Consider the following 19,544-nt stretch of genomic DNA (forward strand, 5'->3'; position numbering starts at 1 on the left):
GCCGTCAGAGGCGCGCGGATCGTTCCGCGTACATCTTGGCGATCACCGTCTCGATGTCCGGCTCCCGCACCGACAGGTCCACCAACGGGTACTCGGCCGCGATCCGCGCCACCAGCGGTGCCGCCGACCGGGCCGCCGGGAAGGCCAGCCACTGCCGCGGCCCGTCGACCTTCACCACCCGGGCGCCGTCCGCGGCGATCGGCGGCAGCTCCCGCTCCAGGTCCACCACCAGCGTCCGCTCGCTCTCGCCCACCTCGTGGAGCCCGCCCAGGGGCCCGTCGTACATCAGCCGCCCGTGGTCGATGACCATCACCCGCTTGCACAGCTGCTCGATGTCGGTCAGGTCGTGCGTGGTGAGGAGCACCGTCGTGCCGCGCTCGGCGTTCAGGTCCCGGAGGAACTCCCGCACCTTCGCCTTGGAGATGACGTCCAGGCCGATCGTCGGCTCGTCCAGATAGAGGACCTCCGGGTCGTGCAGCAGCGCCGCCGCGATGTCACCGCGCATCCGCTGCCCCAGTGACAGCTGACGGACCGGCACCTCCAGCAGCTCGGCGAGGTCGAGCAGCTCGACGCACCGCTCCAGGTTCTCGCGGAAGCGGGCGTCCGGGATCCGGTACATGCGGTGGACCAGGCGGTACGAGTCGCGCAGCGGGAGGTCCCACCACAGGGTCGTCCGCTGCCCGAACACCACCCCGATGCGCCGGGCCAGCCGGGTCCGGTCGCGGGAGGGGTCGATGCCGGCGACCCGCAGCCGGCCGCCGCTGGGGGTGAGGATGCCCGTCAGCATCTTGATGGTGGTCGACTTCCCCGCGCCGTTGGGCCCGATGTAGCCCACCATCTCGCCGCGCGGGACGCGGAAGCTGATCCCGTCGACCGCCCTGACCTGGTGCCTCTCGCGCCGGAAGCGGCCGGCTTTGCGGCGTACGTCGAAGACCTTCTCGACGCCGTCCAGTTCGATGAAATCGGTGTCCAAGAAAAACTCAGCTCCCCGTGCTCCGGTACGAACGAATCCCCACCCGCCATGCCAGCCCCGCCACCATCCAGAACACCGCCGCCACCACCGGCGACATGAACGCCGCCCAACCCGGCAGCCCTGCCGGCGCCTCGCGCCCCAGCACATACAGCGCCGGAACCCAGTTCACGAAGGCGAGCGGCACCACGTACACCACCCCGCGCACCAGGTCCTGCGCGAAGATCACGGGCGGGTACTGGAGCAGGGTGTTCCCGCCGTAGGTGAACGCGTTGGCGACCTCCGAGCCGTCCTGCGCCCAGAACTGGAACGCCGCGCCCACCACCATCACCGCCGAGAAGATCAGCCACCCGCTCACCACCATCGCGGGCACCAGTGCCACCTTCAGCGGCGTCCACGCCACGTCGAGGAGCAGCAGCGACCAGACCAGCACGATCAGCCCCTGGATCACCCGCCCCACGCGCCGCAGCGCGAACCGGTCCGCCGCCACCTGCGCCAGTACCGGCACCGGCCGCACCAGCAGCGTGTCCAGCGTCCCGTCCCGCACCCGCCGCCCCAGCCGCTGCACCTGACCGAGCACCAGGTCCGCCAGCCCGAAGGCGGTGCCGGTCGTCCCGTACAGGAAGGCCACCTCGGCGAACGAGAAGCCGCCCAGGCCGTCCACCTGACTGAACATCAGCAGGATGACCACGAAGTCGAACCCGGTGGCCGTGAAGTTGGACAGCAACGTCATGGCGAAGGAGAAGCGGTACGTCATCGTCGACCGCACCCACATCGCGGCGATCAGCCCGTACGCGCGCAGCCCCGCACCCACCTCAGCCACCCTGGACCACCACCCGCCGGGTCGCCGCAGCCTGGACCGCCCGTCCCGCCGCCAGCAGCACCACCGCCCAGCCGGCCTGGAAGGCGTACGTCCCCATCAGCTCCCACCCCGTCCGCTTCTCCAGGAACACATCCGCCGGCACCTGGAGCAGCGACGCCCACGGCAGCGCCCGCGCCACCTCGCCCAGCGCCCCGGGGAAGACGGTCAGCGGCAGCAGCATCCCGGAGAAGAACGTCCCCGAGAGCCATGCCACCTGCACCACCCCGGCCCCGTCCATCAGCCAGAACGCGCTCAGCGCCACCAGGAACCAGACCGCGAAGCTCACGACCACACCCAGCGCCACCGACACCAGGAAGGCGAGCCAGGTCAGCGGATGTTCGGGCAGGGCGAGGTCGAAGGCGAGGGCCCCGACGGCCATGGGCGCCACCCCGCGGCCGAGCAGCTGGAAGGCTGACCGGCCGAGGGCGACCGAGAGCCACCACAGTTGGAGGTCCGCCGGGCGGTAGAGGTCGACGGCGATGTCCCCGGTCTTGATGCGCTCCATCAGCTCGTCCTCGAACCCGCCGCCCATCAGCCCGCAGGTCGCCAGCAGCGCCTGTCCGATCCACACATAGGCGAGCGCCTCGGCCATGTCGTAGCCGCCGAGGTTCGGCCGCTCGTCCCAGAGGGCTATATAGGTGTACGCCAGGATGAAGCCGAAGACGGTGTTGGTGAACACCCCGGCGGCGGTCGCCACCCGGTACGTCGCGTAGCGCCGGAACCCACCCGCCGCCACGGCCGCGTACAGCCGCATTCCGCGCTCCTCCCAGCGCCGGCGCCCAGCGGCCGGCACACACCAAAGCCGTGGAGCCTAGCCCGGCTCCATCCGCGCCCGCGAGCGGTTTTCGGCTGCCGTTGCCGGGGTTGGGCGGGTGTGCCGTGCACTATGAAGGGACTACACAAAACCCCTCATATCGGACGAACCGGGCTGGAGATCATGAGCGACGAGCCACCGCAGCCAGGCTGGGAGCCCCGCGACCCGACCGTCGCCGGGCCGACACCCAAAGCCCCCGCCACCCCCGACCGCCCCGCCGAGCGGAAGAAGCGCACCGGCTGGAGACGGCTCCTCCCCACCTGGCGGATGACCCTCGGCGCGTTCCTCTTCACCGCCCTGCTGCTGATCGGCGGCTTCTTCGCGGGCTACCACCTCGTCGACATCCCGCCCGCCAACGCCGCCGCCACGGCCCAGTCCAACGTGTTCCTGTACCGCGACGGCACCCCGCTCGCCCAGAAGGGTGACGTCAACCGCGAGAACGTACGCCTCTCCCAGGTCCCCGCGAGCGTTCGGCACGCCGTACTCGCCGCCGAGGACCGCGACTTCTACTCCCAGCCCGGCGTCGACCCCGAGGCGATGCTGCGCGCCGCCTGGAACACGCTCACCGGCAAGGGCACCCAGGGCGGCTCCACCATCACCCAGCAGTACGTCAAGAACTACTACCTCGGCCAGGAACGGACCCTCGTCCGGAAGGTGAAGGAGTTCTTCATCTCGATCAAGCTCGACCGGGAGAAGGGCAAGGACGACATCTTCCAGGGGTACCTCAACACCAGCTTCTACGGGCGCAACGCCTACGGAATCCAGGCCGCCGCCCGCGCCTACTACGGCACGGACGCCCAGGACCTGACGACCGCTCAAGGCGCCTACCTCGCCGTCCTGCTCAACGCCCCCAGCGCCTACGACGTCGCCGGCCGCCCCGAGAACCGCGCCAAGGCGATCGGGCGCTGGAACTACGTCCTGGACGCCATGGTCAAGGAGAAGTGGCTCAGTCCCGCCGCCCGCGCCGCCACCACCTTCCCCGACCCCGAGGAGGCCACGGCCACGACCGGCCTGTCCGGCCAGCGCGGCTACATCGTCCAGGCCGTCGAGGAGTACCTCACCAAGCGCAACGTCATCGACAGGAAGACCCTGGCCCAGGGCGGCTACCGCATCACCACCACCCTGGAGCAGCACAAGCAGGAGTCCCTCGCCCAGGCCGTCGACGAACAGGTCACGTCCCGGCTCGACGACGGCAATGAGACGGACCGTTACGTACGCGTCGGCGGCGTGTCCATCGACCCGGCCACCAGCAAGGTCGTCGCCATGTACGGCGGCGTCGACTACACCCGGCAGTTCGTCAACAACGCGACCCGCCGCGACTACCAGGTCGGCTCCACCTTCAAGCCGTTCGTGTTCGCCGCCGCCGTCCACCACGCCTCCGTCACCCAGGACGGTGAGCGCATCTCGCCCAACACCCGCTACGACGGCACCAACAAACGCCAGGTGCAGGGCTGGACCGGCAGCCCGTACGCGCCGGGCAACGAGGACGACGTCGACTACGGCCCCATCACCGTCCGCACCGCCACCGACAAGTCCGTCAACGCCGTCTACGCCCAGCTGGCCGTGGACGTCGGCCCGGCCAAGGTGGAGCAGACCGCCATCGACCTGGGCCTCCCCGCCGACACGCCCGACCTCAACCCCTCCCCCTCCATCGCGCTCGGTCCCGCCACCGCGAGCGTGCTGGACATGGCGGAGGCGTACGCGACCCTCGCCAACCACGGCAAGCACGGCAGGTACGCGCTCGTGGAGAAGATCGAGAAGGACGGCAAGGCGCTGCCCCTGCCCGCCGCCAAGAGCGAGCAGGTGATCAGCCGGGAGGCCGCCGACACGACGACGGCCATGCTGCGCAGCGTCATCGAGGGCGGCACCGGCACCGCCGCCCAGGCGGCCGGGCGCCCGGCCGCGGGCAAGACCGGGACGGCGGAGCACGACAAGGCCGCCTGGTTCGCCGGCTACACCCCGGACCTGGCGACCGTGATCACGGTGATGGGCCAGGACCCGGACACGGGAGCGCAGAAACCGCTGTACGGGGCGCTGGGGCTGGAGCGCATGAACGGCGGCGGGGCGCCTGCGGAGATCTGGGGCCAGTACACGCGGGCGGCGCTGGAGGACAGCGCGGTGCGGGACTTCGACCTGGTGCTGGCGGAGGGCGCGGAGGAGCAGCTGGAGGAACCGGATCCCTCCGGCTCGGCGGACCCCGAGGACCCGGGCGGCTGGGACCCCGAGGGCACACAGGCGGGTCGCGGCCGGGAGGGCTACGACGGATACGACGGTGACGACGGGTTCCGTGGCCCTCGCGGGTCCGGCGGAACGCAGGCCGCCCCAGGAGCGGGCGGCCGGACCGGCACGGCGCCCGGCCCCGGCCCCGGGCGCGGGCGCGGGCGCGGGCAGCCCCGCGGACACCGCCCCGGTACCCGGCATGCCCGCCGGCCCTCCCGGCGGTCCGCCTCCGCCGGGCCCGGGCCGGTGAGCGCCTGCCCGAGGCGGGGGCCTCAACTCATTTGACCTGCTGCCGGAATTCGCACAAGATCGACATGCTTTCGAAGATGACGTGAAGATCGTTCTACGGTTGGTAGGTGTGCATGAAGCTGGCCCGTATCCCGGCCATGGTCGCGGCGGTGGCGATCACCCCCGCTCTGCTGTTCTCCGTCCCGGCGATGGCCACCGCAGGTGAGGCGCCGGCCGCTCCGGCACCGGCCGCCTCGCCCGCGGACGCCTCGGCGGCGGACGCCTCCCCCGCCGAGCAGGACCGGGCCGCGATCCTCAAGATGCTGGCCAACCCGTACACCGGCCCCGGCGTCCGCCAGGCGGCGCAGAAGGCGCTGGACGGCACGCCCGAGGACATGCGCCGCTTCCTGGAGACCGGCCAGTACCAGGAGCGCCTCACGGACGACCGGGTGCGCGTCTCACGGATCATCAACTTCGGTGGTCGGGGGGTGAAGGAAGCGGGCAAGAAGGCGCTGAGCGGCACGCCGGAGGACATCGTCCGCTTCCTGGAGACCGGCCAGTACGAGGCACAGCTCGAAGACGACAGGGTGCGCGTCGCCCAGATCATCCACCGGGGCGGCCCGGGCGTGAAGGAGGCGGGCCAGAAGGCGCTGAACGGCACGGCGGACGATGTGCGCCGCTTCCTGGAGACCGGCCAGTACCAGGAGCGCCTCACGGACGACGAGGTGCGGGTCTCGCGGATCATCAGCGTGGGCGGCCCGTCGGTGAAGGAGGCCGGCAAGAAGGCCTTGCGGGCCAACACGCCACAGGCCATCGAGGCCTTCCTGGATTCCGGCCAGCACGCGGCGCGTCTCACGGACGACCGGGCCCGCGTCACGCGGATCGCCGCAGCGGGCGGCCCCGCTGTCAAGGCGGCGGCGGCGAAGGCCCTGAAGGGCACCCCGGAGGAGCTGCACCACTTCCTGGACATCGGCCAGTACGAGGCACGCGCCAAGGACGAGGCGGCGAAGAAGAAGCCGGCACCGGCGAAGAAGCCCGCGCCCGCGAAGCCCGTCAAGCGCTGAGCGGAATCCCGGGAGTCCGCCCCGCAAAGGCGTCAAAGGCCCGCACCGGGACGGTGCGGGCCTCTCGGCGTCCTGGCCAGGGCTGCCGCCCGCGGGGAACGGCAGCAACCCCGGTCGTCCGGCTCGCCCATGAGCGCCCGGACACGACCTAGTGCCCCGAGGTGGCTTTCAGGCCCACCACCGCGACCAGCAGCAGGCAGACGAAGAAGATCCGCGCGGCGGTCGCCGGTTCGCCCAGCGCCACCATGCCCACCACCGCCGCACCGGCCGCGCCGATGCCGACCCACACGCCGTACGCCGTACCGATCGGCAGCGTCTTCGCGGCCTGGGACAGCAAGACCATGCTGGCCACGATCCCGGCGCCGGTGAGCAGACTGGGCCACAGCCGGGTGAAACCGTCCGTGAACTTCATCCCGATCGACCAGCCCACCTCGAGCAGACCGGCGACGATCAGCAGGACCCAGGCCATGACGGCACCTCCGAGACGCGAGAAAAACGTACGAACAAGGGGTGCGTCGTCTTTGCGGAAACCCGGTACGGCGCGTCTCGTCGGGGTCCCTCCACGCTAGCAAAACGCATGCACGAAGGCCTGGTGACGTCCGCCACCAGGCCTTTTCACACGCGCTGCGCAGCGCTGCCCTACAGGTACAGACCGGTCGAGTCCTCGGAGCCCCCGAAACGGTCCGCCGCGACCGCGTGCAGGTCGCGTTCCCTCATCAGTACGTACGCCACGCCCCGCACCTCGACCTCGGCGCGGTCCTCGGGGTCGTACAGCACCCGGTCACCGATCTCCACGGTGCGGACGTTCTGACCGACCGCGACCACCTCGGCCCAGGCGAGCCGGCGGCCGACGGCGGCGGTCGCCGGGATCAGGATGCCGCCGCCCGAACGCCTCTCGCCCTCGGGCGTGTCGGTGCGGACCAGCACCCGGTCGTGCAGCATCCGGATGGGCAGCTTGTCGTGGGTGTTCTCGCTCACGCCACGAACCTACCTGCCCCGCCGCGCCCCGCACGCCAGAGGGTCACGACTCGTGTCAGCCCTTGCGCTTCCGGGCGCTCAGGGCGAGCAGCCCGACCACGCCGACGGCGAGCAGGGCCACCGGCACCACCCGCTCCAGGCGCGGTGCGCCGTCCTCCGAGACGAACCGTCCCTTCACATCGGTCACCACGCGGTTCACGGTGACGAAGGCGCGCCCCGCGGTCTGGTCGACCGTGGACGCCACCTTGGCCTTCGCGTCCCCGATGATCGTCTTCGGGTGCACGCGCACACCGATCTCGTCGAGAGTGACGGCGAGCTGCTCGCGTCGGCGGACGATGTCCGCCTCGATCTGCGCAGGGGTCCTGGCTTCCGACACCGCGCTGCCTCCGTAGGTCCGTCCAAATCCGTGGTGGACAGTCTGTCAGCTCAGGGGCCCGGTGACTGTCCCAGACCCCCATTAGGCTCTGAACGCGTACGTCCGAGTCAGGAGAGAGATCATGAGCGAGCGACTGCAGCCCGGCGACACCGCCCCCGCCTTCACCCTGCCCGACGCGGACGGGAAGGACGTGTCGCTGGCGGACTACCGGGGCCGCAAGGTCATCGTGTACTTCTACCCGGCGGCGCTGACGCCCGGCTGCACCAAGCAGGCCTGCGACTTCACCGACAACCTCGACGTGCTCGCCGGCGCGGGCTACGACGTGATCGGGATCTCGCCCGACAAGCCGGAGAAGCTGGCGAAGTTCCGCGAGAAGGAGGACCTGAAGGTCACGCTGGCCGGCGACCCGTCCAAGGAGACGCTGACCGCGTACGGGGCCTTCGGCGAGAAGAAGCTGTACGGCAAGACGGTGACGGGGGTCATCCGCTCGACCGTCGTCGTGGACGAGGAGGGCAAGGTCGAGCGGGCGCTGTACAACGTGAAGGCGACCGGCCACGTGGCCAAGATCATCAAGGATCTCGGCATCTGACGGACGTGTGACCGAAGTCCCAGTCAACCGGGGCTTCGGTTTGCGAAAGCTATGCCCGAGCAGGCGTTCCCCCTGGATTCAGCCCCTGAAGTCCAGGAAAGGAACCGGGCCCATGGCGGCCACGGCCGACCCAGCGGCGGTCAGGCGCCACCGCAAGCTGTTCCGCACCATCGAGCAGCGGAAGAACCCCAAGCTCCGGCGGTGCGACATCACCGTCACCGACCAGGCGGCGGTCAAGCGGGCCGTGAAGGCGGCATCGCTCGGCAACGCATGGAGTGGTTCGACGTCGGCATCTACAGCTACCTGGCCGTCACCATCGGCCATGTCTCTTCCCTTCCGGGAACGACACGGTGCAGCTGCTGTCCTCCTTCGCGACCTTCGCCGTGGCCTTCCTGATCCGCCCCCTGGGCGGCATGGTCTTCGGGCCGATGGGCGACCGGATCGGCCGCAAGAGGGTCCTCGCGCTGACCATGATCCTGATGGCGGTCGGCACGTTCGCGATCGGCCTGATCCCCGGTTACGCGTCGATCGGCTTCTGAGCCCCGGTGCTGCTGCTCCTCTTCCGGCTCGTGCAGGGCTTCTCGACGGGCGGTGAGTACGGCGGCGCGTCGACGTTCATGGCCGAGTACGCCCCGGACAAGCGGCGCGGGTTCTTCGGCAGCTTCAACGGCGACCGCCTGGACAACCGCCGCGAAAATCTCCGTTACCTGTGCCCGTCCTGTCACAGTCAGACGAGGACCTTCTCGAAGCGATCTCGACTCACAAGCGCCGACCAGCGCCCAGTAGAGTAGGCGTCGCGGGTCCGTACCCCAGCTGGCCAAGAGGGCGCCGGTTTAGGTCCGGTGTGTCGTGGGTTCGAGTCCCACCGGGCCCACAGACGACGGGCACGACACCGGTCAGGTGTCGCGCCCGTCGCCGTACAGGGCGTCAGCCGACCAGTTCGCGGACGACCGGCACCAGCGCCCGGAAGGCCTGGCCGCGGTGGCTGATGGCGTTCTTCTCCGCCGCGGTCAGCTCCGCGCACGTGCGGGTCTCGCCGTCCGGCTGGAGGATCGGGTCGTAGCCGAAGCCGCCGGTGCCGGACGGCGCGTGGCGGAGGGTGCCGCGGAGGCGGCCTTCCACGACGCGTTCGGTGCCGTCGGGGAGGGCCAGGGCGGCCGCGCAGGCGAAGTGGGCGGCGCGGTGGGTGTCGTCGATGTCGGAGAGCTGCGCCAGCAGGAGCCGGAGGTTCGCCTGGTCGTCGCCGTGCCGGCCGGACCAGCGCGCCGAGAAGATGCCGGGCGCTCCGCCGAGGACGTCGACGCAGAGGCCGGAGTCGTCGGCGATGGCGGGCAGGCCGGTGGCCTGGGCAAGGGCGTGGGCCTTGAGGAGGGCGTTCTCGGCGAAGGTGACGCCGGTCTCCTTGACGTCGGGGATCTCGGGGTAGGCGTCCGCGCCGACGAGCTCGTGGTCGAGCCCTGCGTCGGCGAGGATCGCGTGCAGTTCGGTGATCTTCCCGGCGTTGCGGGTGGCGAGGATCAGGCGCGTCATGCCCCCAGTATCTCCGGGCGTTACGGCGTGCAGACCTTGCCGATCTCGGTGGCGGCGTCCGTGACGGGCTTGATGTCGGGGGTCGTGTCGCCGTTCTGGACGGCGGTGCGCACGCTGTCGACGCCCTTGCCGAGGTCGTCGACGGCCTTGGACAGATCGGCGTTGTCCGTCTTGTCCTTGAGGCTGTCGAGTTCCTTGTCGATCTCGGTGAGGGATTCGTTGAGCTGGGTGGGGTCGTTGCTCGCGGAGGAGACGGCCTGGCTCAGCTTGTCGACGCTGGTGGCGATGGAGTCGGCGGCCTGGACGCAGTCCATGGCCTTGTCGAGCGCGCCGCAGCCGACCGCTCCGGTGAGGGCGAGCACTGCGGTGGCGGCGGCGAGGGCGGCGGTACGGCGACGGCGCATGGAACGGGTCCTCCCGGAGGCTGCGGACACGGGCGCACGGTTCGGCCCGTACGCCCGTACTGGTAGGGACGCCCCGGGGGGCGCCCTTGGTTGCTAGAGCGTGATGCCGAGGGCGTCGCGCTGGAGGGCGGCGAGGTCGGCGCAGCCTCCGGTGGCGAGGTCCAGGAGGGCGTTGAGCTCCTTGCGGTCGAAGGGCTCGGCCTCGGCGGTGCCCTGGACCTCGACGAAGCGGCCGTCGCCGGTGCAGACGACGTTCATGTCGGTCTCGGCGCGCACGTCCTCCTCGTAGCAGAGGTCCAGCAGCGGCGTGCCGTCGACGATGCCCACGGACACGGCGGCGACGGTGCCGGTCAGCGGCTTGCGGCCGGCCTTGACGAGCTTCTTGCCCTGTGCCCAGGCGACGGCGTCGGCGAGGGCGACGTACGCGCCGGTGATGGCGGCGGTGCGGGTGCCGCCGTCGGCCTGGAGGACGTCGCAGTCGAGGACGATGGTGTTCTCGCCGAGGGCCTTGTAGTCGATGACGGCGCGCAGCGAGCGGCCGATGAGGCGGGAGATCTCGTGCGTACGGCCGCCGATCTTGCCGCGTACGGACTCGCGGTCGCCGCGGGTGTTGGTGGAGCGCGGCAGCATCGAGTACTCGGCGGTGACCCAGCCTTCGCCGCTGCCCTTGCGCCAGCGCGGGACGCCCTCGGTGACGGAGGCGGTGCAGAAGACCTTGGTGTCGCCGAAGGAGATGAGGACGGAGCCCTCGGCGTGCTTGCTCCATCCGCGTTCGATGGTGACCGGGCGGAGCTGTTCGGGGGTGCGGCCGTCGATTCGAGACATGGCACGAGCCTAGTCCTACGAACGCAAGGGGCCCGTTCCGGTACCGGAACGGGCCCCTTGCGGGTGAGCTCGGCTCACATCATGTCTTCGATCTCGGCGGCGATCGGGTCGGCGTCGGTGCCGATGACGACCTGGATCGCGGAGCCCATCTTGACGACGCCGTGGGCGCCGGCGGCCTTGAGCGCGGCTTCGTCGACCAGGTTGGGGTCGTTGACCTCGGTCCGCAGGCGGGTGATGCAGCCCTCGACCTCTTCGATGTTGTCGATGCCGCCGAGCCCGGCGACGATCTTCTCAGCCTTGCTGGCCATGTCTTTCTCCCTGCGTCCAAGAGCCGTTTCGGAGCACTGAGCGCTGCTCGGCCCACCTAGGTCTTTCGTCACGGTAACGCACGGTTGGCCCATCTTCGCGGGCGCATTACCCGGTTGTACCGAAGGATGACGATCACCAGCGCCCACGATATCGCAACTGGTCTACACCAGTATCCGGGAGGACGCCGATGAGCTCCGACAGCGCGGCCCCCGCGAAGCCCGCACCGAAGCCCAAGCGGTGGGCCGGCGTCTTCCAGGGCTTGCAGAAGATGGGCCGCAGCCTCCAGTTGCCCATCGCCGTGCTGCCCGCGGCGGGCATCATCAACCGGCTGGGCCAGCCCGACGTCTTCGGCGCCGACGGACTGGGCTGGGACAACGTCGCCAGGGTGATGGCGGGCGCGGGCGGCGCCCTGCTCGACGCGGACCTGGGCCTGCCGCTGCTGTTCTGCGTCGGCGTCGCGATCGGCATGGCCAAGAAGGCGGACGGCTCCACCGCGCTCGCCGCGGTTGCGGGCTTCCTGGTCTACCGGGGTGTACTGCGGGCCTTTCCCAAGGACTGCCCCCCGGGCACCACGGACGTCAACGGCGGCTGCCTGGGGGCGGACGACGCCTTCGCGGCGTACACGTACCAGAATCCGGGTGTCTTCGGCGGCATCGTGATGGGCCTGCTGACCGCCTACTTCTGGCAGCGGTTCCACCGCACCCGGCTGGTGGACTGGCTGGGCTTCTTCAACGGCCGCCGGCTCGTCCCGATCATCATGTCGTTCGTCGCGATCGCCTTCGCCGCGCTGTGCCTGTGGGTCTGGCCGCCGGTCGGCGAGGCCCTGGAGGACTTCAGCGACTGGCTGGTGGGCCTGGACGCCTGGGGCGCCGGCATCTTCGGCGTGGCCAACCGCGCGCTGCTGGTGATCGGCCTGCACCAGTTCCTGAACGTGCCCGTCTGGTTCCAGTTCGGTACGTACACCAAGCCGGACGGCACGGTCGTGCACGGTGACATCAGCATGTTCCTCGCGGGCGACCCGGAGGCGGGGCAGTTCACCACCGGCTTCTTCCCGATCATGATGTTCGCCCTGCCCGCCGCCGCGCTGGCCATCACCCACTGCGCCAAGCCGCACCGCCGCAAGGAGGTCGGCGGCCTGATGCTCTCGGTGGCCCTCACATCGTTCGTCACCGGCATCACCGAGCCGATCGAGTACTCGTTCCTCTTCATCGCGCCCGCGCTGTACGCCGTCCACGCCCTGCTGACCGGCGTCTCGATGGCGGTGACCTGGGCCTTGGGAGTCAAGGACGGCTTCAGTTTCTCGGCAGGACTGATCGACTACGTGATCAACTGGGGGCTGGCGACGAAACCGTGGCTGATCATTCCGATCGGTCTCGTCTTCGCGGTGGTGTATTACGCGATCTTCCGATTCGCGATCACGAAATTCGACCTCAAGACGCCGGGCCGCGAACCCGACGAGGTGGAGACGGACGCCACCAAGCCCTAGCCGCCCCGCTCACCACCGAAGGGGCCCCGATCCAGGGGCCCCTTCGGCGTTATCAAATCGCAAGTTCCTTATCTAACCCTCACCGTGCTACAACAGGTCTACACCACTTAATGGTGTAGACCACGCGGCGTTGCGCCGCGTTTCCTTAGGACGCCGCCGTCCCCCATTTGATCATGTCCCCGGGCGGCGCCTTGCCCACCTGGAGGAACGTGATGTCCACCGCCACCGCCCCCGCGGCGGAGAAGAAGAAGGGCGCCGGCGTGATGGCCGTCCTGCAGCGCATCGGCCGCAGCCTCATGCTGCCGGTCGCCGTGCTGCCGGCCGCGGCGCTCCTGGTCCGGCTCGGTAACGACGACATGCTCGGCCGCGAGTCCTTCCCGGCCTTCATCACCAAGATCGCGGGCTTCATGGCCGCGGGCGGCAACGCCATCCTGGACAACATGGCGCTGCTGTTCGCCGTCGGCATCGCCATCGGCTTCGCGAAGAAGTCGGACGGCTCCACCGCCCTCGCCGCCGTCGCCGGCTACCTGGTCTTCAAGAACGTCCTGGCCACCTTCACCGACCCGAACCTGCCCAAGGTCGGCAAGGTCGTCGACGGCAAGGTCGTCATGATGGAAGCCCCGGTCGACGCCAAGGTCCTCGGCGGCGTGGTCATGGGCATCGTGGTCGCGCTGCTCTACCAGCGCTTCTACCGCACCAAGCTGCCCGACTGGGCGGGCTTCTTCGGCGGCCGCCGTCTCGTTCCGATCCTGTCCGCCTTCGCGGGTCTGGTCATCGGCATCGTCTTCGGCTACATCTGGCCGGTCCTCGGCACGGGCCTGCACAACTTCGGCGAGTGGCTGGTGGGCTCCGGCGCCGTCGGCGCGGGCATCTTCGGTGTCGCCAACCGCGCGCTGATCCCGGTCGGCATGCACCACCTGCTGAACTCCTTCCCGTGGCTCCAGGCCGGCGAGTACGAGGGCAAGAGCGGCGACATCGCCCGCTTCCTGGCCGGTGACCCGACCGCCGGGCAGTTCATGACCGGCTTCTTCCCGATCATGATGTTCGCCCTCCCGGCCGCGTGCCTCGCGATCGTCCACTGTGCCCGCCCGGAGCGCCGCAAGGTCGTCGGGGGCATGATGTTCTCCCTCGCACTGACCTCCTTCGTCACCGGTGTCACCGAGCCGATCGAGTTCACGTTCATGTTCATCGCGCCGGTGCTGTACGCCGTCCACGCGGTGCTGACCGGTGTCTCCATGGCGCTGACCTGGGCGCTCGGCATGAAGGACGGCTTCGGCTTCTCGGCCGGTGCCATCGACTTCCTGCTCAACCTGGGCATCGCGTCCAACCCGTGGGGCCTGGCCCTGGTCGGCCTCTGCTTCGCGGCGGTCTACTACGCGGTGTTCCGCTTCGCGATCACCAAGTTCAACCTCCCGACGCCGGGCCGCGAGTCCGACGAGGAACTGGCCGAGCTCCAGAAGGCCGAAGCCAAGTAAAGAACGCCGAAGGCCCCCGGAACCGATGGTTCCGGGGGCCTTCGCGTGTCGTCAGACCTCGTACACGGCGCCCGCGTACGCCAGCTCCGACGGCCCGTCGTACACCGCCCGCGCATCCGCCAGGTTCCGCTCGGCGTCCGTCCACGGCGGGATGTGCGTGAGGACCAGCCGCCCCGCACCCGCCCGGGCGGCGTGTGCGCCGGCCTCCCGGCCGTTCAGGTGCAGCCCGGGGATGTCCTCCTTGCCGTACGTGAACGACGCCTCGCACAGGAACAGGTCCGCCCCCGCGGCCAGCGTGTCCAGCTGGTCGCAGACACCCGTGTCACCCGAGTACACGAGGGACTTCCCCCCGTGCTCCACCCGGATCCCGTAGGCCTCGACGGGGTGGCAGACCTTCTCCGTGCGCACCCGGAACGGGCCGATGTCGAACGAGCCGGACTTGAGCGTGTGGAAGTCGAACACCTCGCTCATCGACTTGTCGGACGGCGTGTCCGCGTACGCCGTCGTCAGCCGCTGCTCGGCGCCGTCCGGCGCGTACACGGGGATGGCGGGGCAGCGGCCGCCCTCGTGGCGGTAGTAGCGCGCGACGAAGTACCCGCACATGTCGATGCAGTGATCGGCGTGCAGGTGGCTGAGGAAGATCGCGTCCAGGTCGTACAGACCGATGTGGCGCTGCAGCTCGCCCAGGGCGCCGTTGCCCATGTCGAGGAGCAGCCGGAAGCCGTCGGCCTCTACGAGGTAGCTCGAACAGGCCGATTCCGCGGACGGGAACGACCCCGAGCAGCCGACGACGGTGAGCTTCATGGAGCGTGAACCTCCGAGGACGGGAGCCGGGCAGGCGCTGACAGGGGAGGTCGTGCGGTTTACCGAGCGTAAGGCGCGGCGCCCCGGGTCGCTCCTTCGCAGTGGCCCCTTGTGGTCGAACTCACCCGCGCTGTCACCGGTTCGGGCGGGTAGCGTCCGGTCCATGGACACGTCCTGGTGGCTGGCGCTCGGCGCCGTCGTGGTGATCGCGCTGGTCGCGGCGGTGTCCGACGCGACGGGCCGCGGCCGTCGTCCGGGGGGCCGTACGCGTCCGCCGGCCCGTCCCGGCCGGGTGCCCAGGGCCCGGCCCCGGCCGGGTGAGATCTGGTGGGCGGACGTCCCCTACGAGGACGGACCCGGCTCCAAGGACCGCCCGTGCCTGGTCCTGGCGGTACGCGGCGACACGGCGCTCGTCGCGAAGATCACCAGCCGGTACCGGGACGAACGGCCGGGCGTGATCGCCCTGCGCCCCGGCGCGGTGGGCGATACGCGGGGCCGCCCGAGCTTCCTGGAGACGGACGAGCTCCGGGACGTCCCGCTGTGGCACTTCCGCCGCCGCGCGAGCCAGGTGGACCCCCTGGTCTGGGACCGGGTCCGCCACCTCGCCGCGTAACCGGGGGTTCCGCCCCCGCCCCCCGGGTGGGGTTGCCGCGACGGCCTCGGCGCCGCCCCTGAGCCGTGCACCGACCCGGCGGACGGCCCGGGCGGGGCCGTGCAGGGTCGCCCCACGGATCACCGGGACAAGGCACCGCCCCGGTCCGTTGTGCCCACCCGTTCCGCCCCAGCGGAACGACTGCCCACAACGGAGGAAGGGCAGGCCTTACGCCCAGAGCTGGCCCTGGAGCGTTTCGATGGCCGCTTCGGTCGTCGGCGCCGTGTAGACGCCCGTCGACAGGTACTTCCAGCCACCGTCGGCGACGACGAACACGATGTCCGCCCTCTCGCCCGCCTTGACCGCCTTCTTCCCGACCCCGATCGCCGCGTGCAGGGCCGCGCCCGTCGAGACGCCCGCGAAGATGCCCTCCTGCTGGAGCAGCTCCCTCGTGCGGGTCACCGCGTCGGCCGAGCCGACCGAGAAGCGGGTGGTGAGGACGGACGCGTCGTACAGCTCGGGGACGAACCCCTCGTCGAGGTTCCGCAGCCCGTACACGAGGTCGTCGTAGCGCGGTTCGGCGGCGACGATCTTCACGTCCGGCTTGTGCTCGCGCAGGAAGCGGCCGACGCCCATCAGCGTCCCCGTCGTCCCGAGCCCCGCCACGAAGTGGGTGATGGACGGAAGGTCGGCCAGGATCTCCGGCCCCGTCGTGGCGTAGTGCGCGCCCGCGTTGCCGGGGTTGCCGTACTGGTAGAGCATCACCCAGTCCGGGTGCTCCGCCGCCAGCTCCTTGGCGACCCGTACGGCCGTGTTGGAGCCGCCTGCCGCCGGGGACGGGATGATCTCGGCGCCCCACATGGTGAGCAGGTCGCGTCGCTCCTGGGAGGTGTTCTCGGGCATCACGCACACGATGCGGTAGCCCTTGAGCTTGGCCGCCATCGCGAGCGAGATGCCCGTGTTGCCACTGGTGGGTTCGAGGATGGTGCAGCCGGGCGTGAGCCGGCCGTCCTTCTCGGCCTGCTCGATCATGTGCAGGGCCGGGCGGTCCTTGATCGAGCCGGTGGGGTTGCGGTCCTCCAGCTTGGCCCAGATGCGCACGTCCTCCGAGGGGGACAGGCGCGGCAGGCGGACCAGCGGGGTGTTGCCGACGGCGGCGAGGGGCGAGTCGTAGCGCATCAGCGCATTCCGCCGGCCACGGCCGGGAGGATCGTGACGTTGTCGCCGTCCGACAGCTTGGTGTTGATGCCCTCGAGGAAGCGGACGTCCTCGTCGTTCAGGTAGACGTTCACGAAGCGGCGCAGTTCACCACCCTCGACGATGCGTTCCTGGATGCCGGCGTACCGGGTCTCGAGGTCGGCGAAGAGGTCGGCGAGGGTGTCCCCGCTGCCCTCGACGGCCTTGGCGCCGCCGGTGTGGGTGCGGAGGATGGTCGGGATGCGGACCTCGATGGCCATGGCGTGGGCTCCTGTCGGAAGGGTGAGTCACAGAGAAGGCAGGGTCACAGAGAAAGCAGGTCACAGGGAAGGCAGGACGTGCTGCGTGCGCGCACGGACGGCTGCGCGCACAGGTGCGCAGGTGGAGCGGGGTGGTGCGCGGCCGGGCCGCTCAAGCGGCGGCGCCGCGCGGACACATCGCGCTGGCGAGGCGGCACAGGTCGACGTGCAGCCGCGCCACGAGCAGCACGGTGCCCGGCGTCTGTTCGCTCACGTCGATGGAAACCATGCGGTCATCGTATCGATTCCCGGTCCGGCATTCGGAGTGTGATCTCGCATGGTGGACGATTTCCGTCCACGACACGAGATGGCCACTCAGTACGCCTCGACGACCTGGACCTCTTCCTCCGTGATCTCGCCCTCCACGATCCGGTAGGACCGGAACTGGAACGGCCCGGCGCCGTCGGTGTCCGCCGTCGAGACCAGCACGTAGTGCGCGCCGGGCTCATTGGCGTACGAGACGTCCGTGCGGGACGGGTACGCCTCCGTCGCGGTGTGCGAGTGGTAGATGACGACCGGTTCCTCGTCGCGGTCGTCCATCTCGCGGTACAGCTTCAGCAGGTCGCCCGAGTCGAACTCGTAGAACGTGGGCGAGCGGGCGGCGTTGAGCATCGGGATGAAGCGCTCGGGGCGCCCGGAGCCGGCCGGTCCCGCGACCACGCCGCAGGCCTCGTCCGGGTGGTCCTCGCGCGCGTGCGCGACGATCTGGTCGTACAGAGCCCGTGTGATGGTCAGCATGGGCATCAGGATAAGCAGATGGGCCCGCCCGTACCGAGTGTTGGTACGGGCGGGCCCACATGGTGGACAAGCCACCGGGAGGCTACCGCTTGAAGGAGGCGCTCTCCGGGTTCCGGGACTTCAGGACCAGGTAGGAGACGCCGAGCAGCAGGGCCCACAGCGGGGCGCAGTACAGGGAGACCCGCGCGCCCTCGTCGATGCCCATCATCACGATGACCATGCCGATGAACAGCAGGGCGAACCAGCTGGTGAACGGCGCGCCGGGGGCCTTGAACTCCGACTCCGGGGCCTCACCGCGCTTGACGGCGGCCCGGTAGCGGATCTGCGAGACCAGGATCATGATCCAGGCCCACATGCCGGAGATGGTGGCGAAGGAGACGACGTATTCGAAGGCCTTGCCGGGGGCGACGTAGTTGATCCACACGCCCACGAGCATCAGCGCCGCCGAGAAGGTGAGGCCGATCAGCGGGGTGCCGGACCTGGTCAGCTTGGTGAAGACCTTCGGGCCCTGGCCGTTGAGCGCGAGGTCGCGCAGCATGCGGCCGGTGGAGTACATGCCCGAGTTGCAGGAGGACAGGGCGGCGGTCAGCACCACGAAGTTCACGATCGCGGCGCCGACGCCGAGGCCCATCTGCTCGAAGGCGGCGACGAACGGCGAGATGCCCGGCTTGAAATGCGTCCACGGCACGACCGACAGGATCATGATCAGCGCGCCGACGTAGAAGACGGCGATGCGCCACGGGACGGTGTTGATGGCCTTCGGCAGGGTGACCTTCGGGTCCTTCGACTCACCGGCGGTGACGCCGACCAGCTCGACCGCGAGGAAGGCGAACATCACGATCTGGAGGGTCATCAGCGTGCCGCCGATGCCCTTGGGGAAGAAGCCGCCCTCGGACCAGAGCATGGTCATGGACGCGGTGTCGCCGGCGTCGGAGAAGCCGATGGTGAGGATGCCGGCGCAGATCAGGATCATGCCGATGATGGCGGTGACCTTGATCATGGAGAACCAGAACTCCAGCTCACCGAAGAGCTTCACGGAGATGAGGTTCGCGCCGTACAGGATGACCGTGAAGATGAGGGCGGAGACCCACTGCGGGATGTCCCACCAGTACGTCATGTAGGTGGCGGCCGCGGTGACCTCGGTGATGCCGGTGACGACCCAGAAGAGCCAGTACGTCCAGCCGGTGACGAAGCCGGCGAAGGGGCCGACGAACTCCCGGGCGTACTCCGCGAAGGAGCCCGAGACGGGGCGGTACATGAGCAGCTCGCCCAGCGCCCGCATGATGAAGAAGATGACGAGGCCGGCGATGGCGTACGCCAGGATGAGGCTCGGTCCGGCCTTGGAGATGGCCTTGCCCGCGCCGAGGAACAGCCCGGTGCCGATGGCGCCGCCGATCGCGATCATCTGGATCTGACGGGCCCCGAGGCCCCGCTGGTAGCCCTCACCCTCGCCGGATGCGGCCCCCGCGGCCCCACTGCCGTCGTGCTGCTTGTCGACCTGCACTGAGGTCATGGTTGCTGCGCCTTTCTCCACGCCGATCCGCGCCACTCGCGCAAGACGGCGCGCGACTGCGGATCAGGTCCTGATCCCCCCGGATATGGATGGAGTGCCGCCGGCGGTCGGCCGGCCGAAGCGCACCCGGGCACAGGGGTGGCGTTCCCCGGGCGATTCGAGAAGGTTTATCACGATCGGAACAGTGATCGACACGAGCGAAAGTGGCGCACGCCACAGCAAAAAGCGGACAAAAGTCACCTACGGCCGCAAGGAAGGCGCGCCGGTAATC

The 19,544-nt window shown here is 69.9% G+C and carries 22 protein-coding genes, 1 tRNA gene, 1 pseudogene and 1 riboswitch; of the genes and pseudogenes, 8 read left to right on the top strand and 16 right to left on the bottom strand.

Annotated features, from left to right (window positions below):
* Positions 1-4: 4 nt before the first annotated feature.
* The 3 genes from ABT360_RS01275 to ABT360_RS01285 are packed head-to-tail and all read right to left on the bottom strand — an operon-like array spanning position 5 to position 2,586.
* A complete protein-coding gene (locus ABT360_RS01275) occupies positions 5-973 on the bottom strand; it encodes an ABC transporter ATP-binding protein (protein ID WP_351808836.1) in 969 nt (322 codons plus the stop codon).
* Positions 974-980: 7 nt separating this feature from the next.
* Complete coding sequence (locus ABT360_RS01280) at positions 981-1,745, bottom strand: ABC transporter permease (protein WP_351808974.1); 765 nt, start codon at positions 1,743-1,745, stop codon at positions 981-983.
* A gap of 40 nt (positions 1,746-1,785) precedes the next feature.
* Positions 1,786-2,586: an ABC transporter permease gene (locus ABT360_RS01285; RefSeq protein WP_351808839.1), complete on the bottom strand. Its 801-nt coding sequence runs from the start codon at positions 2,584-2,586 to the stop codon at positions 1,786-1,788.
* Between the two features lie 183 nt (positions 2,587-2,769).
* Here ABT360_RS01285 and ABT360_RS01290 point away from each other — a divergent pair, with 183 nt between their 5' ends.
* Together ABT360_RS01290 and ABT360_RS01295 are read left to right on the top strand one after the other, a co-directional pair.
* The gene (locus ABT360_RS01290; RefSeq protein WP_351808842.1) at positions 2,770-5,151 is read left to right on the top strand and encodes a transglycosylase domain-containing protein; all 2,382 of its coding nucleotides are present in this window, start codon (positions 2,770-2,772) and stop codon (positions 5,149-5,151) included.
* A 77-nt stretch (positions 5,152-5,228) separates the two neighbouring features.
* The gene (locus tag ABT360_RS01295; RefSeq protein ID WP_351808845.1) at positions 5,229-6,158 is read left to right on the top strand and encodes an ALF repeat-containing protein; all 930 of its coding nucleotides are present in this window, start codon (positions 5,229-5,231) and stop codon (positions 6,156-6,158) included.
* A gap of 148 nt (positions 6,159-6,306) precedes the next feature.
* Here the strand turns inward: ABT360_RS01295 and ABT360_RS01300 are convergent, their stop codons facing one another.
* The 3 genes from ABT360_RS01300 to ABT360_RS01310 form a co-directional block, all read right to left on the bottom strand.
* On the bottom strand, positions 6,307-6,627 hold the full coding sequence (locus ABT360_RS01300; protein WP_351808848.1) for a DMT family transporter: 321 nt from the start codon (positions 6,625-6,627) through the stop codon (positions 6,307-6,309).
* Positions 6,628-6,667: 40 nt separating this feature from the next.
* Positions 6,668-6,736, bottom strand: a riboswitch (guanidine-III (ykkC-III) riboswitch).
* A gap of 61 nt (positions 6,737-6,797) precedes the next feature.
* A complete protein-coding gene (locus tag ABT360_RS01305; RefSeq protein WP_351808851.1) occupies positions 6,798-7,136 on the bottom strand; it encodes a GroES family chaperonin in 339 nt (112 codons plus the stop codon).
* 55 nt (positions 7,137-7,191) lie between these two features.
* Positions 7,192-7,512, bottom strand: a complete 321-nt coding sequence (locus tag ABT360_RS01310) for a DUF3618 domain-containing protein (RefSeq protein WP_351808854.1) — start codon at positions 7,510-7,512, stop codon at positions 7,192-7,194.
* 121 nt (positions 7,513-7,633) lie between these two features.
* Between ABT360_RS01310 and bcp the strand changes: the two genes are divergently transcribed.
* The 3 genes and pseudogenes from bcp to ABT360_RS01325 all read left to right on the top strand — a co-directional run bounded on the left by bcp (position 7,634) and on the right by ABT360_RS01325 (position 8,975).
* Complete coding sequence (gene bcp / locus ABT360_RS01315) at positions 7,634-8,101, top strand: thioredoxin-dependent thiol peroxidase (protein WP_351808856.1); 468 nt, start codon at positions 7,634-7,636, stop codon at positions 8,099-8,101.
* 112 nt (positions 8,102-8,213) lie between these two features.
* Positions 8,214-8,766 (top strand): annotated as a pseudogene (locus tag ABT360_RS01320) (MFS transporter); the annotation flags it as partial.
* 133 nt (positions 8,767-8,899) lie between these two features.
* A tRNA-Leu gene (locus tag ABT360_RS01325) sits at positions 8,900-8,975 on the top strand.
* A 53-nt stretch (positions 8,976-9,028) separates the two neighbouring features.
* Here ABT360_RS01325 and rdgB read toward each other — a convergent pair.
* The 4 genes from rdgB to ABT360_RS01345 all read right to left on the bottom strand — a co-directional run bounded on the left by rdgB (position 9,029) and on the right by ABT360_RS01345 (position 11,168).
* Complete coding sequence (gene rdgB, locus ABT360_RS01330) at positions 9,029-9,631, bottom strand: RdgB/HAM1 family non-canonical purine NTP pyrophosphatase (RefSeq protein WP_351808859.1); 603 nt, start codon at positions 9,629-9,631, stop codon at positions 9,029-9,031.
* 20 nt (positions 9,632-9,651) lie between these two features.
* On the bottom strand, positions 9,652-10,035 hold the full coding sequence (locus tag ABT360_RS01335) for a hypothetical protein (protein ID WP_351808862.1): 384 nt from the start codon (positions 10,033-10,035) through the stop codon (positions 9,652-9,654).
* A gap of 93 nt (positions 10,036-10,128) precedes the next feature.
* Positions 10,129-10,860 (bottom strand): ribonuclease PH, encoded by a 732-nt coding sequence (gene rph / locus ABT360_RS01340; RefSeq protein ID WP_351808865.1) that lies wholly within the window; start codon positions 10,858-10,860, stop codon positions 10,129-10,131.
* A 74-nt stretch (positions 10,861-10,934) separates the two neighbouring features.
* Entirely contained in the window at positions 10,935-11,168 is a 234-nt protein-coding gene (locus ABT360_RS01345; protein WP_351808868.1) for a PTS glucose/sucrose transporter subunit IIB, read from the bottom strand.
* Between the two features lie 188 nt (positions 11,169-11,356).
* On the opposite strand from ABT360_RS01345, the gene ABT360_RS01350 reads away from it, so the two are divergent.
* Positions 11,357-12,655, top strand: a complete 1,299-nt coding sequence (locus ABT360_RS01350; protein ID WP_351808872.1) for a PTS transporter subunit EIIC — start codon at positions 11,357-11,359, stop codon at positions 12,653-12,655.
* Positions 12,656-12,867: 212 nt separating this feature from the next.
* Complete coding sequence (locus tag ABT360_RS01355; protein ID WP_351808875.1) at positions 12,868-14,130, top strand: PTS transporter subunit EIIC; 1,263 nt, start codon at positions 12,868-12,870, stop codon at positions 14,128-14,130.
* 51 nt (positions 14,131-14,181) lie between these two features.
* Here ABT360_RS01355 and ABT360_RS01360 read toward each other — a convergent pair whose 3' ends face one another.
* Positions 14,182-14,934, bottom strand: coding sequence for an MBL fold metallo-hydrolase (locus ABT360_RS01360; RefSeq protein ID WP_351808878.1), 753 nt, complete (start codon positions 14,932-14,934; stop codon positions 14,182-14,184).
* Between the two features lie 163 nt (positions 14,935-15,097).
* Between ABT360_RS01360 and ABT360_RS01365 the strand changes: the two genes are divergently transcribed.
* Positions 15,098-15,547, top strand: a complete 450-nt coding sequence (locus tag ABT360_RS01365) for a type II toxin-antitoxin system PemK/MazF family toxin (protein WP_351808880.1) — start codon at positions 15,098-15,100, stop codon at positions 15,545-15,547.
* Between the two features lie 207 nt (positions 15,548-15,754).
* Here ABT360_RS01365 and ABT360_RS01370 read toward each other — a convergent pair whose 3' ends face one another.
* The 5 genes from ABT360_RS01370 to ABT360_RS01390 form a co-directional block, all read right to left on the bottom strand.
* On the bottom strand, positions 15,755-16,705 hold the full coding sequence (locus ABT360_RS01370) for a PLP-dependent cysteine synthase family protein (RefSeq protein ID WP_351808883.1): 951 nt from the start codon (positions 16,703-16,705) through the stop codon (positions 15,755-15,757).
* A complete protein-coding gene (locus tag ABT360_RS01375) occupies positions 16,705-16,983 on the bottom strand; it encodes a MoaD family protein (RefSeq protein ID WP_351808886.1) in 279 nt (92 codons plus the stop codon). Before ABT360_RS01375 ends, ABT360_RS01370 begins: the two co-directional genes overlap by 1 nt.
* A gap of 151 nt (positions 16,984-17,134) precedes the next feature.
* Entirely contained in the window at positions 17,135-17,251 is a 117-nt protein-coding gene (locus tag ABT360_RS01380; protein ID WP_023588470.1) for a putative leader peptide, read from the bottom strand.
* An 86-nt stretch (positions 17,252-17,337) separates the two neighbouring features.
* Positions 17,338-17,760, bottom strand: a complete 423-nt coding sequence (locus ABT360_RS01385) for a M67 family metallopeptidase (protein WP_351808889.1) — start codon at positions 17,758-17,760, stop codon at positions 17,338-17,340.
* 82 nt (positions 17,761-17,842) lie between these two features.
* Positions 17,843-19,273, bottom strand: a complete 1,431-nt coding sequence (locus tag ABT360_RS01390; RefSeq protein WP_351808891.1) for an amino acid permease — start codon at positions 19,271-19,273, stop codon at positions 17,843-17,845.
* Between the last annotated feature and the right edge of the window lie 271 nt (positions 19,274-19,544).

This window comes from Streptomyces sp. NPDC000229 (genome assembly GCF_040300825.1).
GTDB lineage: Bacteria > Actinomycetota > Actinomycetes > Streptomycetales > Streptomycetaceae > Streptomyces.

Bases quoted from the DNA above. Each gene is read 5' to 3' on its own strand.
- ABT360_RS01280 (WP_351808974.1), bottom strand. From the start codon at position 1,745: ATGTGGGTGCGGTCGACGATGACGTACCGCTTCTCCTTCGCCATGACG.
- ABT360_RS01285 (WP_351808839.1), bottom strand. From the start codon at position 2,586: ATGCGGCTGTACGCGGCCGTGGCGGCGGGTGGGTTCCGGCGCTACGCG.
- ABT360_RS01290 (WP_351808842.1), top strand. From the start codon at position 2,770: ATGAGCGACGAGCCACCGCAGCCAGGCTGGGAGCCCCGCGACCCGACC.
- ABT360_RS01295 (WP_351808845.1), top strand. From the start codon at position 5,229: ATGAAGCTGGCCCGTATCCCGGCCATGGTCGCGGCGGTGGCGATCACC.
- ABT360_RS01300 (WP_351808848.1), bottom strand. From the start codon at position 6,627: ATGGCCTGGGTCCTGCTGATCGTCGCCGGTCTGCTCGAGGTGGGCTGG.
- bcp (WP_351808856.1), top strand. From the start codon at position 7,634: ATGAGCGAGCGACTGCAGCCCGGCGACACCGCCCCCGCCTTCACCCTG.
- rdgB (WP_351808859.1), bottom strand. From the start codon at position 9,631: ATGACGCGCCTGATCCTCGCCACCCGCAACGCCGGGAAGATCACCGAA.
- ABT360_RS01335 (WP_351808862.1), bottom strand. From the start codon at position 10,035: ATGCGCCGTCGCCGTACCGCCGCCCTCGCCGCCGCCACCGCAGTGCTC.
- rph (WP_351808865.1), bottom strand. From the start codon at position 10,860: ATGTCTCGAATCGACGGCCGCACCCCCGAACAGCTCCGCCCGGTCACC.
- ABT360_RS01345 (WP_351808868.1), bottom strand. From the start codon at position 11,168: ATGGCCAGCAAGGCTGAGAAGATCGTCGCCGGGCTCGGCGGCATCGAC.
- ABT360_RS01350 (WP_351808872.1), top strand. From the start codon at position 11,357: ATGAGCTCCGACAGCGCGGCCCCCGCGAAGCCCGCACCGAAGCCCAAG.
- ABT360_RS01355 (WP_351808875.1), top strand. From the start codon at position 12,868: ATGTCCACCGCCACCGCCCCCGCGGCGGAGAAGAAGAAGGGCGCCGGC.
- ABT360_RS01360 (WP_351808878.1), bottom strand. From the start codon at position 14,934: ATGAAGCTCACCGTCGTCGGCTGCTCGGGGTCGTTCCCGTCCGCGGAA.
- ABT360_RS01365 (WP_351808880.1), top strand. From the start codon at position 15,098: ATGGACACGTCCTGGTGGCTGGCGCTCGGCGCCGTCGTGGTGATCGCG.
- ABT360_RS01370 (WP_351808883.1), bottom strand. From the start codon at position 16,705: ATGCGCTACGACTCGCCCCTCGCCGCCGTCGGCAACACCCCGCTGGTC.
- ABT360_RS01375 (WP_351808886.1), bottom strand. From the start codon at position 16,983: ATGGCCATCGAGGTCCGCATCCCGACCATCCTCCGCACCCACACCGGC.
- ABT360_RS01380 (WP_023588470.1), bottom strand. From the start codon at position 17,251: ATGGTTTCCATCGACGTGAGCGAACAGACGCCGGGCACCGTGCTGCTC.
- ABT360_RS01385 (WP_351808889.1), bottom strand. From the start codon at position 17,760: ATGCTGACCATCACACGGGCTCTGTACGACCAGATCGTCGCGCACGCG.
- ABT360_RS01390 (WP_351808891.1), bottom strand. From the start codon at position 19,273: ATGACCTCAGTGCAGGTCGACAAGCAGCACGACGGCAGTGGGGCCGCG.